Raw genomic sequence first — 13,589 nt, 5'->3', positions numbered from 1 at the left:
TTAATATTTAAAATGAGGAGGAATTGATATGAAAAGGGATAAGTTGCTTATGACACCTGGTCCCACAAATGTACCTTATGCGGTGAGAGAAGCCATGGAAAGGCCAATTATTCACCATAGAACCAAAGAGTTTGAGTATTTCTTTTCTCAAATGAACGACGGATTAAAGAAGGTATTTCAAACATCCAATTATGTGCTTACCCTTGCATCATCTGGAACAGGTGGTATGGAGGCTGCTATTATAAATGCATTTTCACCTGGCGACAAGGTGTTGGTGGCTAATACAGGGGTATTTGGTGATCGATTTGTAAAGATAGCAAAGGCTTATGGATTAAATGTTATTACTATGGATATTTCATGGGGTAATGGTGTAGATGCAAAGGAAATAGAAAAGATATTGAATAGTGAAAAGGGTAAGGATATAAAAGGTGTGTTGGCTACCCATAATGAAACATCAACTGGTGTAGCAAATGATATACAGGGCATCGGAGAGATATTAAAAAATAGAGATTGTATATTTGTAGTAGATGCCATAAGCTCTTTAGGTGGTTTGGAGATAAAGACTGATGAATGGGGAATCGATATATTAATAGCCGGCTCGCAGAAGGCACTTATGCTCCCGCCTGGATTGGCATTTGTAAGCGTTAGCGATAAAGCGTGGGCGGCAATAGAAAAGTCTAAGATGCCTAAATTTTATTTTGATTTTTTAGCATATAGAAAATCCCTTGATAAAAACACTACTCCATATACACCGGCAGTAGCCCTTATAATAGCAGCTACTGAGTCGCTCAATATGATATTGGACGAAGGATTGGAAAATACATTTAAAAGACATAAAAGGCTTGCGAATATTTGTAGAGCAGGTGTAGAGGCATTAGGACTTGAGTTTTTTGCCGATGAGAAATACATGTCTGACCTTATTACCTCTATAAAAGCACCAGAAGGTATAGATATAGAGAAGGTAAGAAAGATTTTAAATATTAAATACGATATTATGGTGGCCGGGGGTCAACAGCATCTAAAAGGCAAGATAATGCGCATAGGTCATATGGGCTATGTAGATGAGTTTGATGTACTAAAAACCCTTTCTGCATTGGAGATGGCTTTGCTGGAAGTTGGATATGAGGTTGAACCGGGTTCAGCTTTATCAGCAGCACAAAAGGCAATGAATGATATAAAATAGTATTAAATAATAGGAGGGAACTAATATGAAGGTACTTGTGGCAGAAAAGATAGCTCAGAGTGGTATAGATCTCTTGAAAGACCAATTTGATGTGGATATCAAAACGGATCTTACTCCCGACTCGCTCCTCGAATGCATAGGTGATTATGATGCTATTATAGTTAGAAGTGCAACCAAAGTTACAAAAGAGGTACTGGATAGGGGAGTAAATTTAAAGGTAGTAGGTCGGGCTGGTAATGGAGTTGATAATATCGATTTGGAAGCGGCTACTTTGAAGGGTATAATAGTAGTAAATACTCCTACGAGTAACAATATCTCTACTGCAGAGCATACAATAGCCCTTATGCTGGCGTTAGCTAGAAAAATACCCCAAGCAAACATGAGTCTTAAGGAAAATAGATGGGATAGAGGTAAATATAAAGGCACGGAGTTATTTGGAAAAACGGTAGCAGTTATGGGACTAGGTCGTATTGGATCTATAGTAGCCACTAGATTAAGGGCATTTGGTATGAAGGTTATTGGCTATGATCCATATATAAATGATGAACGCTTTGAAAAAATAGGGGTAGAAAAGGTTACCAAAGTAGAAGAGATAATGAAGAGGGCGGATTTTATAACTCTACATCTTCCAAAGACTGATCAGACTTTGGGGATTATAGGAAAAGAGGAATTGGATATGGCAAAACCCAATTTGATGATTGTAAACTGTGCACGTGGTGGACTTGTGGATGAAGAGGGCCTTTTTGATGCGTTGAAGGAAAAGAAAATAGCCGGTGCTGCCATGGATGTATACAAAACTGAACCTAAAGATGGTTCATTTGACCACCCGTTTTTACAGCTTGATAATATAGTGCTTACTCCCCATTTGGGTGCTTCTACAATGGAAGCTCAGGAAAATGTAGGTATTGCCATTGCTGAACAGGTATCACAGGCTCTTAAGGGCAATATTGTAAGTGCAGTAAATCTATCGGGTTTGAGGGTACATGATATGGATATATTATCTCCTTATCTTAAGATGGCAGAGATTTTGGGTAAATTATATTATGCCATAGATGATGAACCTATTAAAAAAGTTGAGATTACCTATAGTGGAGATATAATAGAACAGGAAACGAAACTTATAACGTTATCCTATCTATCTGGACTTTTAAATGGCATAGTGGAAGAACGGGTTAATTTCGTAAATGCTGAGTTTATTGTAAAAAATATGGGTATCGAAGTGGTAGAGGGTGTAACTAGAAAGCTTGAACATTATACAAATCTTGTTAGTCTCAAGATATATACCAAGAAAGGTTGTACTACATTTGCTGGCACCATATTCGGAAAAGAAGAGATAAGGATTGTCAATTTCTTTGGATATGATGTGGATATTGTACCTACACCCCATATACTGGTCATAAAGAACATAGATAAACCGGGAGTTATAGGCCAGATAGGTACTATTATAGGACTTAGCGGCATTAATATTGCTTCTATGAAGGTGAGCAGGATAAAAGGAAATGAAGAAGCTCTAATGATCTTGAACGTAGATAATGCCCTATCTAAAGAGAATATTAAGATGATGGAGAATGTAGATGGTATTTTAAAGGTATGTCAAATAAATTTATAATTAATTTTGCACCCCGATGACAAGAGTTATCGGGGGATTTTTTATATTATCCAATTTATGTACCGCATCTTTTTTTGCTAAATACAAAAAATATAGTATGAGACTTTATACTAAAAATAGGGGAATGATTGATATGGGTGACTTAATAAGGCGAGAAAATTTGATGGGATTGCCTGTTTTATCCAACTATACAGGTGAACAGCTAGGGTATATTATAAATGTTATTTTTACCCCGGATAATTATAGAATATCTGGAATCGTAATAAACACAAAGGGTTTGAACACGAAAGGTGCTTTAATATCAAACAAAGATATAATATCTTTGGGAAGATATGCGGTTATAGTAAGTTATCCCAATGAAGATTCTCGTATTATAAATACGGATAATATAGGTGTATCTATGATTGGTGCAAGGGTACTTAGGGAAGATGGGTATGAGATTGGAAAGGTAAGTGATATATTAATAGATAGTGAAACGGGCAGAGTAGAAGGCTATGAAATATCTAAGGGCTTTTTCGATGATTTTGTACAAGGGCGAAGCTTTATATCCTGTAGATTGCCATACAATAATGATATGGAAGCTCTTATAATAGGTTATAATCAGCAGGATGATATAAAACCCTATAATAAGGGAATAAAAAATATTTTTTTTAACAAACTAGAATAGGAAGGGATGTGATATTTTGAAAAATAGGTATATAAGGGGTTTTATAAGAGGAAGCATGTTTGGTTTGGCTGCTAGTATGTTTATAATGCCCCGTTTGGATAAAAGAACAAGGAGAAGGATACTTGATGGCGGGAGAAATATAGTAGATGGATTTTATCGTATAACGTTAAAAAAATAGAAGGGACTTATGTCCCTTTTCAATTTGTTAAGATAAAGGAAATAAAATATGCAAAGGAAAATTAAATGGGGAAATATTGTATTGTTCTTATTGGTAATAATAATTTTAGGCAGTATAATAATATGGAAATGGACGAAGGTTATAAGTGTACTTAAGATAATCTTTTATTCTGCTGCATTAGCGTATATTCTAGTACCGTTAGTTGAGCCATTAGAGAAAAAGATGCCTTCATATTTGGCAGCACTTGTATTATTTATTACCATAGCACTTGTATTTATATTGTTTATCTTATTGTTCATGCCCATTCTAGGGCGAGAGTTTAACACATTTATAAAGAATCTTCCTAAGTTTACATTGCAAATACAAGATTTTATAGAAAACTTGCAGCTTAAATTTGAAAAAATAGATTTACCAGATACTTTAATGCTTAGCATACATCAGTATATACAAAAGCTACAAGCAAAAATCATTGGAGGGATTACCTCATTTGTAAGTAACATAATAGACAGGATAATGCATATCGGTGAATTATTTATGGTACCTATTATAAGCTATTATTTTTTAAAGGATAGAGAGCATTTTAAGGAAATTAGCATAAATATTCTTCCATATAAATGGAGACCGAATATTATACAAATGGTATCAGAGATACATATGGTACTTAGACAGTTTATAAGGGTACAGCTCTTTATATCATTGATAATAGGTATATTTTCCACTATAGGGTTTTTGATAATAAGGCTTCCATATGCGCTGGTGCTAGGTCTTATTTGCGGAATATTTGAGATAATACCATATTTTGGACCGGTCTTAGGGGCTATTCCTGCGGCTATAATGTCATTGTTAAGCAGTCCCCAGAAATTTGTATGGACTATTATAGTAGTTATTATAGTGCAACAGCTAGAGGGTAATGTAATAACGCCTAAGATGATGGGGCATCATATGGAGATACATCCCGTATATATAATATTAGGTTTGTGGATAGGTGGTTTATTCTTTGGGATAGGGGGCATGTTCCTAGCTATACCTGTTATGCTTACACTTAGAATAATACTTAAAAATTTATATAGGAGTATTGTTTCTATAGGTTAAAATAATTTCTAGGAGTATAGCATAAGCCTACTTAAGTTTTATACCAATATAGTCCATATTGTGAATTGTAGATCATTTTTATTTATATTGACAAATATAACTAGCTTTTATATAATTCAGTTTAGAGTGAGTGTTTCGGTAAAATCAATTAGCACATATGTGTGCGTCCCTTCCAAATAGGAATGGGGCGCTTATTCTTTAAAATTGGCAGCAAAAAACGGAGGGAATTCTTATGGAACAACTGGGATTAAACGAGGTAAGAGAGAGATTTTTAAGATTTTTTGAGGGTAAGGAACATTTGGTACTTCCTAGTTTTTCGCTTGTACCTAAAAGCGATAAAAGTTTATTATTGATAAACGCAGGTATGGCGCCTCTTAAACCATATTTTACGGGGCAGGAAGTACCTCCAAAGAAGCGAGTTACTACATGCCAAAAATGTATTCGAACTCCAGACATTGAAAGAGTAGGTATAACTGCTAGACATGGTACATTCTTTGAAATGCTAGGTAATTTCTCTTTTGGAGATTATTTTAAGGAAGAGGCTATTAGTTGGGCATGGGAGTTCATTACTGAAGATTTGAAACTACCTGTAGACAAATTATGGGTTACAATTTACCAAGACGATGACGAAGCATTTGATATTTGGCATGATAAAATAGGTGTTCCTGCTGAGCGTATTGTGCGTATGGGTAAGGAGGATAATTTTTGGGAAATAGGCGTAGGCCCTTGTGGTCCATGTTCTGAGATATACTTTGATAGGGGGCCAGATAAGGGATGCGGCAAGGAAGATTGTGCTATAGGATGCGATTGTGATAGATTTGTAGAATTTTGGAATCTGGTTTTTACACAATTTAACAAGGATGAAGAAGGCAATTATACTAGACTGTCACATCCCAATATAGATACGGGTATGGGATTGGAGAGGATCGCTGCAATTATGCAGGGGGTAGATTCTCTATTTGAAGTAGACACTATAAGGAAGATCATGGAGGGAGTTAGTGACATAGCAAGAGTACAATATGGGCAGAACAAAAAGACAGATATTTCCTTAAGAGTAATAACTGATCATATTCGTGGGACTATTTTTATGATATCAGATGGTATTCTTCCTTCTAATGAAGGAAGAGGCTATGTACTTAGAAGACTGCTTAGACGTGCGGCAAGGCATGGCAAATTGCTTGGTATAGATAGGCCCTTTTTGAGTCAGATAGCTGATATTGCAATAAGGGAGTCACATAAGGCGTATCCTGAGCTTAAGGAAAAAAGAGATTATATATTAAAGGTAATCGAGATGGAAGAGGAGCGCTTTGATCAAACCATAGATCAAGGTTTATCCATACTACAGACATTTATAGAAGATATGGATAAAAATAATATACATCAATTAGACGGAGAAAGGGCATTTAGATTATATGATACCTATGGTTTCCCATTGGATCTAACAAAGGAGATACTTGCAGAGCATAACATGGACGTTGATGAGTCAAGTTTTAAAAAAGAAATGGAAATTCAACGTGAACGGGCGAGGTCTGCTAGGCATGAGACTAATTATATGGGAACAGAAGATAATTTATATGATGTAATAGATACTGATATTTCTACTGCTTTTAAGGGTTATGATGTTCTTGAAACTAAAAGTAAAGTGATTAATATAATAAAGGATAATGAACTTTGCGAAAAGGCTGAAAAAGATGACAATGTGATTCTATTGTTAGATAAAACACCTTTTTATGGAGAAAGTGGAGGCCAGGTAGGAGATAAGGGCATAATAAAAGGTGATAATGGGAAAATAGTTGTTGAAGATACACAAAAGATATATGGGAATCGTATTATTCACAAAGGTAAAGTAGTAGAAGGTACCATATCTACTTGTGAAGAAGTAACGGCAAAAGTAGATAAGAATCTACGAATGGCAGCTACTAGAAATCATACATGTACCCATCTTTTGCATAAAGCTTTAAGAGAGGTGCTAGGGAATCATGTAGAGCAGTCAGGGTCCTTTGTTGCTCCAGATAAACTTAGATTTGATTTTTCTCATTTTGCACCCCTTAGCGACGAGGAATTGGCAAAGGTAGAGAAGATAGTAAATGAAAAAATACTGGAATCTATGGATGTAGAGACAATTGAAACATCTTTTGATGATGCAAAGCATATGGGGGCTACAGCATTATTTGGCGAAAAATATGGCGATATAGTAAGGGTAGTTAAAATAGATGATTTTAGCATAGAATTATGTGGTGGTACACACCTTAAAAATACTGCCCAGGCGGGAGTATTTAAGATATTAGGTGAGTCTGGTGTTGCTGCAGGTATTAGAAGGATAGAAGCAATAACAGGCATGAATGCCTATATGCATATGGTAAGGCTTGATGATATACTTAAAGAGATGACTGTAGAATTAAAGACTAGCACACAGGACTTACCTAAAAGAATCGATATGCTAATTGGGCAGATAAAGGATAAGCAAAGGGAGATAGATATGCTTAGGAGTAAGCTTGCCATCAATTCTTTGGATGATATACTGAAGCATAAGAAAGAGGTAAACGGTATAAGTTATATAGCAGTTAAACTTGATGAACAGGATATGGATGGGCTAAGAAAAATGGCGGATGTTTTGCGGGATAAATTAGGTTCAGGTATTGTGGTATTGGCTTCAACTCAAGGATCCAAGGTGTTTTTTGTTGCCGCAGCTACAAAGGATGTTGTCAAACAAGGTATTCATGCTGGTAATCTCATAAGGGAAGTTGCAAAAGTGGCCGGAGGAGGCGGGGGTGGAAGACCCGATATGGCTCAGGCGGGAGGCAAAGATCCAAGTAAGGTTGATAAAGCATTGGAATATGTAGAAAAAATATTGGCAACCCAGTTAGCTTAATAAAAACAAAAACAATAATAATTAAATTTAATGTTTGAAAAAAACCAATAAATGAAGTATTATAGATATTAAGTAGATATTGGAAAGTAGGTATGTTTTATGGATCGTGATCGTCAGGAAACTGTGCAGTTTAGAATTGCAAAAGATATATCAGATACGCCACATGATATACTCCTAAAGGTATTCGATGCACTGAGGGAAAAGGGATATGATCCTATTAATCAGCTGGTAGGATATTTTATATCTGGTGATCCTACTTATATTACTAGCCATAACAATGCACGTTCATTAATTAGACGTTTGGAACGGGACGAGCTTCTGGAAGAATTAATACGGTATTATATGGAGCAAAATATTAAAGATTTATAATACTACAGATATCCTATCTTTACTACTTGATATATTTAAGGGTAAGTATTGTATGGCTATTGTAGTTTTATTCATAAATAATCGGCTGCACGGTTATATTAGTTTAGGAGGAAAAGTTGTTGAGGATTTTGTCCATGGATGTAGGAGATAGATGGATTGGAGTGGCTGTAAGCGACCAACTGGGCTGGACAGCTCAGGGTATCGGAACCATAGAACGTAAGGATGATGAGACTGACATAAAGAAGATATCTAAAATGGTTGAGATGTATAAGCCGGAAAGTATAGTTCTAGGTCTCCCTAAAAATATGAATGGCACGCTTGGTCCCCAAAGTGAGAAAGTAATTCAATTTGGGAATATGTTAAAAGACAATCTAGAAACAGAAATTGTCTATTGGGATGAGAGACTTACTACAGTATCCGCTCACAAGATTATGATTGAAGCCGATATGAGTAGAAGGAAGCGCAAAAAAAAAGTTGATAAAATGGCGGCTATGCTTATTCTTCAGGGATACCTTGATTATTTAAATAATAAGAGAAAGGAAGAATAATTATCATGGTAGAGCAGGATAACATAATAGAGCTTGTAGATGAAAATGATGATATAGTACAGTTTGAATATATTATGACTCTTGAGTATGGGGCACATGATTATATAGTTTTAGGGCCAGTTGATGAAGAAGACGATGATGGCATAGTAATTCTTAGGATAGAGCAAGATGAAAATGATGAGGATATATATGTTACTATAGATGATGATGATGAGCTTGATAGCGTATTTGAAGCCATAAGTGAAATAATGGAATCTGATTTAGAATAATAGAACCCTTCGGGGTTCTATTTTTATTCATTGCTTTTTGGTGGAAAATATGTTTTAATTATATATAAAAGGTAAAATGTAGTCGATATATGTTGAAAATGATATTTTTTATACATAAAGAAAGGAGGTAGTATATTAATATGGAAAATGGTATGTTTTTTAGAACGGCTACTTTGGAAAAGGCTCTAGATGGCTCATGGCTGAGAAATCAGATAATAGCAAATAATATAGCTAATGAAGATACCCCAATGTACAAAAGAAAAGATGTTGCCTTTGCCGATGAGTTAAAGCAGGCACTGGATGTACAAGGTATAAAGGGGATAAAAACACGGGAAAAGCATATGGATATTGGCCATATGGATATACAACATTCAGCTCCTAAAATAAAAAATACCTATGGTACAAAGATGAGAATGGACGGGAACAATGTGGATATAGATGTGGAGATGAGTGAACTTGCTAAAAACACCATATACTACGATGCTCTTAGATTAAAAGCATCTAAAGAGTTTCAAAGGCTAAAGATGGTAATAAGTGAAGGGAGACGGTGACGATGAATTTTTTACAACCATTTGATATAAGTGCTTCAGGGCTTACAGTTGAGAGACTTCGCATGGACGTAATTTCCCAAAATATTGCAAATGCAAATACTACCAGAACTGAGGAAGGAACACCATATCGTAGAAATTTAGTAGTAGTACAGGAACGATCAAAAACAAAGTCATTTGGAGAATACCTAAATGAAACTAGCCAGCAATTTTCAGGTACTGGTGTCAAGGCAGTGCACATTTCAAAAGATCCTACACCGTTTAAAAGGGTATATAACCCAAGTCATCCAGATGCCAATGAAGACGGATATGTAGAGCTTCCAAACGTGGATACATTAAAGGAGATGGTGGATATGATGTCCGCTACAAGATCGTTTGAGGCCAATGTAACAGCATTTAATGCTACAAAGACGATGGCTATGAAGGCACTGGAAATAGGCAGATAAGGAGGTAGTAGCTTTGAGGATTGATGATATATCTCTACAAAATTCTACAAAATGGTCTGTAGGCAGAGGAGAGAAAATTGCTAACATTACTAGTTTTAAAGATATGCTTGGACAAGCTGTTGGTGAACTTAAAGCTTTGCAGTCTACAGATTATCAAAATAACAATTTATTATCTACTGGTCAAATAGATAGTTTACATAAGGTGATGATTGATGCTGAAAAGGCCGATATAGCATTGCAGTTTACAGTGCAGGTGCGGAACAAGGTAATAGAGGCTTACCAGGAAATTATGCGAATGCAGTTGTAAAACCGAGTTTAATGGCTAAATAGGTCGAAAGGCTCATTCCGCTGGAAATTTAAATATTATATAATAAAAATGTTTGATATTCGGATTTGTGGGGTTTTCCCACATTTTTGGGTACTTTTGTCGTGTGAAAGTGGGGATAAGATGCCAGAGGGATTGGGTTCTATAAAAAGACAGTTAAACGAATTTTGGACAAAACTAGAAAAAAATCAAAAAAGAAATTTTATAATTACGGTCGCTATATGCATCACTATAGTAATAATTGCAATTATAATGCTTAATAGAACAGAATATGTGGTGTTATACAGCCAGCTAGATGCACAAGAATCGGCAGAGGTATATGAAAAATTAAAAGAAATGAAGGTTGAACCAAAGATAGAAGGAACGTCAACTATAATGGTTCCAAAAGAAAAAGAGGCAGATATTAGGATGGAGCTGACGCAGCAGGGTTATCCTAAATCAGGTTTTAATTATGACCTCTTTTTTTCAAAAGGTAATTTCGGACAGACGGACGAAGATAGGCAGGCTATTTTGACATTTCAACTGCAAGAAAGGCTTGCAAGTTCAATAAAAATGCTTAAAGGCGTTGAAGATGCCATAGTGACCATAAGTATGCCGAAAACCGATTCATTTGTTCTTAAAAGTGAGCAGATTCCAGTTACTGCTTCAGTCATAGTAAAGTTAGATCCTAGAAGTGAAATAACCCTGGAACAGGCGAAAAATATTGAACACTTAGTGGCCAAAAGCGTACCAGGATTAAAAGAAGAGGATATCACAATACTTGATACGAATGCAAATGTACTAAATCATGAAGGTAATGAAGACTACAATATTCTAGGTAGTAATTTTGATTTACAAAAGCAATTGCAACAAGAATTAAAAAAGCAGGTTACGGATTTACTAGAACCTGTATTTGGATATAAGAAAGTAGCTGCTACAGTAAATGTTAAATTAAATTTTGATAAAAAAACTACCGAATCTGTTACTTTTCAACCAGTTATAGATGATCAAGGGATAGTAGTTAGCAGAGAAGAGCTAAAGGAAAAGGTTCAAAATGGAGCTGCTGGTGGAGTTGCAGGGGAGACCAATAATACAACTCAATATCCTGAGCTTCAGGAAGGTGAACAAGGTACATATGATAAAAACCAAGTAACTACCAATTATGAAGTAAATGAAATAAAAGAAAAGATTGAAGAACAGCAGGGTAAAATTGAGGATTTGTCTATTTCAGTTATTATTGATAATGAGCAATTAAATATGCAGACATTGAATCAGGTAAAAGAGCTGGTTACCAATGCTGTAGGCACAGATCCAGAACGGGTGACAGTGTATAGTATGAAATTTGATGATTCTATGAAGCAGGATATATTAGATGCCTTTAATCAAAAAGAACAGTCTAACAAGACCCTTAGTCCAATGATGCTAGGTATTATAGCTACAATTGCAGCTGTATTAATAATGGCATTAATTATAATAATGAGAAGAAGAAAAAGGGTTGAGGAAGAGCTTATAGAACAACAGATGGAACAGGAAGCAGAGCAGAAGGAGCAAGATGAAGAGCAGCAGGTGCCTGAGATTGATCTAGAAGCTACTGAACAAAATCAGGTAAAGGTTCAGCTGGAAAAGCTTGCATCCCAACGTCCGGATGCAGTGGCTCAGCTGCTTAGAAATTGGCTTAATGAGGATTAAAAGTGAGGGATACTTGATATGTCAGTTAGAAATAAGGGAGAATTGAGTGGTAGAGAAAAGGCAGCCATACTGTTGATTACATTAGGATCAAACAGTGCATCTGAAATATATAAATATTTAAACGAAGATGAGATAGAACAATTAACACTTGAAATAGCTAATATGAGGAAGGTAGAGCCTGAAACAAAGGATACGGTATTAGAGGAGTTTTATGATATGTGTCTGGCTCAAAACTATATAGCTGAAGGTGGTATAGGATATGCTAAAGAAGTATTGGAGAGGGCTCTTGGCAATGAAAAGGCTGTAGAGCTTATAAACAAGCTAACATCTTCTTTGCAGGTAAGGCCTTTTGACTTTGCCAGAAAGGCAGATCCTTCTCAACTTTTGAATTTTATTCAAGATGAACATCCTCAAACAATTGCTCTTATATTGGCATATCTTAGTCCTCAGCAGTCAGCAGCTATATTGTCTGCTCTACCACCTGAAAAACAATCAGATGTTGCGTCGAGGATTGCCCTTATGGATCGTACATCTCCTGATGTAGTAAAGGATGTGGAGAGAGTGCTAGAGAAAAAGTTATCTTCTATGGTAACATCTGATTTTACTACTGCAGGAGGAGTACAAAGCGTAGTTGATATACTCTTGTCTGTAGATAGGGGTACTGAAAAGCATATAATGGAGACTTTAGAGATAAAAAATAGCGAATTGGCCGAAGAGATTAAAAAGCGTATGTTTGTATTTGAAGATATTGTTACCCTGGATAATAGATCCATACAAAGGTTCCTTCGGGAAGTTGATAACAATGATTTAGCGCTTGCCCTCAAGGGTTCTAGTTCCGATGTAAGTAAGGTTATATTTTCTAATATGTCAAAACGTCTGCAAGAGATGATTAAAGAAGATATTGAATTTATGGGCCCTGTGAGGCTTCGCGATGTAGAGGAAGCACAACAGAGGATTGTTAATATAATAAGGCGGCTTGAAGATGCAGGCGAAATTGTAATAGCCCGCGGGGGAGGAGATGAGGTAATTGTCTAATGTATTAAAATATAAAAATGCTGTTATAAATAATGGAGAAACAGTATTGCTAAAAAATCAATATATGCCTTTATATACAGATCTAAATGATGAAAAAGTAGATAAGGATGATTCCATATCTGATTTTAGCTATAGGGCAGCTGAAATCAAAATTAAAAATATGTTAGACAAAGCAAATCGAAATGCCGATGCTATACTGGTTGATGCTGCCAAACAAGCACATGATATTATGAAAACAAGCAAAAGAGAAGGTTATGAAAAGGGATATAATGAAGGGCTTGAAGATGGTTATAAAGCAGGTTATGAAAAGGGAAAAGCTGAGGCAGAGGCACAGTTCCAGAATAAATTTAATAAGTTAGATAAACTCTATGAAGATTTCCAACAGGAAAAGCGAGCATTATATAAGACATGCGAGAATGATATGGTGCGACTGTCTATAGATATAGCAACAAAAGTTTTAAATAGTGCATTAGAAGGGGATCAGACTCTGTTTTTAAAGCTTGCTCAAAAAATACTAGAGGAAAGCAAAAACTCAAGTTGTATAAAGCTTAGGGTAAGTAGTTATGATTACCCTATAGTTATATCTAAAAAGGATTATCTATTATCAGTGGTTCCCGGCGTTAAAGATATGGAAATAGTAGAAGATAAATTTTTAAAAAGGGGCAGTTGTATAGCTGATACCGATTTAGGTATCATAGATGGCAGCATTGAGAAACAGATATCAAAGATACAAAAAGCTTTTTTATCGATTATGTCTGTACAAGAAAAGGATGAATAGGG

15 protein-coding genes are annotated in these 13,589 nt (G+C 35.6%); all 15 read left to right on the top strand.

Annotated features, from left to right (window positions below; translation table 11 throughout):
* Positions 1 to 28 precede the first annotated feature (28 nt).
* The 15 genes from EJN67_RS03715 to EJN67_RS03650 all read left to right on the top strand — a co-directional run bounded on the left by EJN67_RS03715 (position 29) and on the right by EJN67_RS03650 (position 13,587).
* Positions 29 to 1,183 (top strand): pyridoxal-phosphate-dependent aminotransferase family protein, encoded by a 1,155-nt coding sequence (locus EJN67_RS03715; protein WP_129722569.1) that lies wholly within the window; start codon positions 29 to 31, stop codon positions 1,181 to 1,183.
* A gap of 25 nt (positions 1,184 to 1,208) precedes the next feature.
* Complete coding sequence (gene serA, locus EJN67_RS03710; protein WP_129722567.1) at positions 1,209 to 2,792, top strand: phosphoglycerate dehydrogenase; 1,584 nt, start codon at positions 1,209 to 1,211, stop codon at positions 2,790 to 2,792.
* A gap of 133 nt (positions 2,793 to 2,925) precedes the next feature.
* Positions 2,926 to 3,459, top strand: coding sequence for a PRC-barrel domain-containing protein (locus EJN67_RS03705; RefSeq protein ID WP_165000712.1), 534 nt, complete (start codon positions 2,926 to 2,928; stop codon positions 3,457 to 3,459).
* Between the two features lie 16 nt (positions 3,460 to 3,475).
* Entirely contained in the window at positions 3,476 to 3,637 is a 162-nt protein-coding gene (locus tag EJN67_RS13980) for a hypothetical protein (RefSeq protein WP_165000711.1), read from the top strand.
* Between the two features lie 48 nt (positions 3,638 to 3,685).
* Complete coding sequence (locus EJN67_RS03700) at positions 3,686 to 4,729, top strand: AI-2E family transporter (RefSeq protein WP_129722562.1); 1,044 nt, start codon at positions 3,686 to 3,688, stop codon at positions 4,727 to 4,729.
* Positions 4,730 to 4,961: 232 nt separating this feature from the next.
* On the top strand, positions 4,962 to 7,601 hold the full coding sequence (alaS, locus tag EJN67_RS03695; protein ID WP_129722559.1) for an alanine--tRNA ligase: 2,640 nt from the start codon (positions 4,962 to 4,964) through the stop codon (positions 7,599 to 7,601).
* Between the two features lie 99 nt (positions 7,602 to 7,700).
* Positions 7,701 to 7,970: an IreB family regulatory phosphoprotein gene (locus EJN67_RS03690; protein WP_129722556.1), complete on the top strand. Its 270-nt coding sequence runs from the start codon at positions 7,701 to 7,703 to the stop codon at positions 7,968 to 7,970.
* A 119-nt stretch (positions 7,971 to 8,089) separates the two neighbouring features.
* The gene (gene ruvX, locus EJN67_RS03685) at positions 8,090 to 8,518 is read left to right on the top strand and encodes a Holliday junction resolvase RuvX (protein WP_129722746.1); all 429 of its coding nucleotides are present in this window, start codon (positions 8,090 to 8,092) and stop codon (positions 8,516 to 8,518) included.
* Positions 8,519 to 8,523: 5 nt separating this feature from the next.
* Positions 8,524 to 8,787, top strand: a complete 264-nt coding sequence (locus tag EJN67_RS03680) for a DUF1292 domain-containing protein (protein WP_129722553.1) — start codon at positions 8,524 to 8,526, stop codon at positions 8,785 to 8,787.
* A 140-nt stretch (positions 8,788 to 8,927) separates the two neighbouring features.
* Positions 8,928 to 9,338 carry a flagellar basal body rod protein FlgB gene (flgB, locus tag EJN67_RS03675; protein WP_129722550.1) on the top strand — a complete coding sequence of 137 codons (411 nt, stop codon included), beginning with the start codon at positions 8,928 to 8,930 and terminating at the stop codon, positions 9,336 to 9,338.
* Between the two features lie 2 nt (positions 9,339 to 9,340).
* On the top strand, positions 9,341 to 9,781 hold the full coding sequence (gene flgC, locus EJN67_RS03670; RefSeq protein WP_129722547.1) for a flagellar basal body rod protein FlgC: 441 nt from the start codon (positions 9,341 to 9,343) through the stop codon (positions 9,779 to 9,781).
* A 13-nt stretch (positions 9,782 to 9,794) separates the two neighbouring features.
* Positions 9,795 to 10,088, top strand: coding sequence for a flagellar hook-basal body complex protein FliE (fliE, locus tag EJN67_RS03665; protein WP_243641222.1), 294 nt, complete (start codon positions 9,795 to 9,797; stop codon positions 10,086 to 10,088).
* A gap of 141 nt (positions 10,089 to 10,229) precedes the next feature.
* Positions 10,230 to 11,774, top strand: coding sequence for a flagellar basal-body MS-ring/collar protein FliF (fliF, locus tag EJN67_RS03660; protein ID WP_165000710.1), 1,545 nt, complete (start codon positions 10,230 to 10,232; stop codon positions 11,772 to 11,774).
* A gap of 18 nt (positions 11,775 to 11,792) precedes the next feature.
* Positions 11,793 to 12,809: a flagellar motor switch protein FliG gene (fliG, locus tag EJN67_RS03655; protein ID WP_129722541.1), complete on the top strand. Its 1,017-nt coding sequence runs from the start codon at positions 11,793 to 11,795 to the stop codon at positions 12,807 to 12,809.
* Positions 12,802 to 13,587: a FliH/SctL family protein gene (locus EJN67_RS03650; RefSeq protein ID WP_129722538.1), complete on the top strand. Its 786-nt coding sequence runs from the start codon at positions 12,802 to 12,804 to the stop codon at positions 13,585 to 13,587. Before fliG ends, EJN67_RS03650 begins: the two co-directional genes overlap by 8 nt.
* The last annotated feature ends 2 nt before the right edge of the window (positions 13,588 to 13,589 follow it).

This window comes from Xylanivirga thermophila (assembly GCF_004138105.1).
Lineage (GTDB): Bacteria > Bacillota > Clostridia > Caldicoprobacterales > Xylanivirgaceae > Xylanivirga > Xylanivirga thermophila.
Note: the sequence above shows the minus strand (reverse complement) of the source record. Positions and strands in the feature narration are given on the sequence as shown.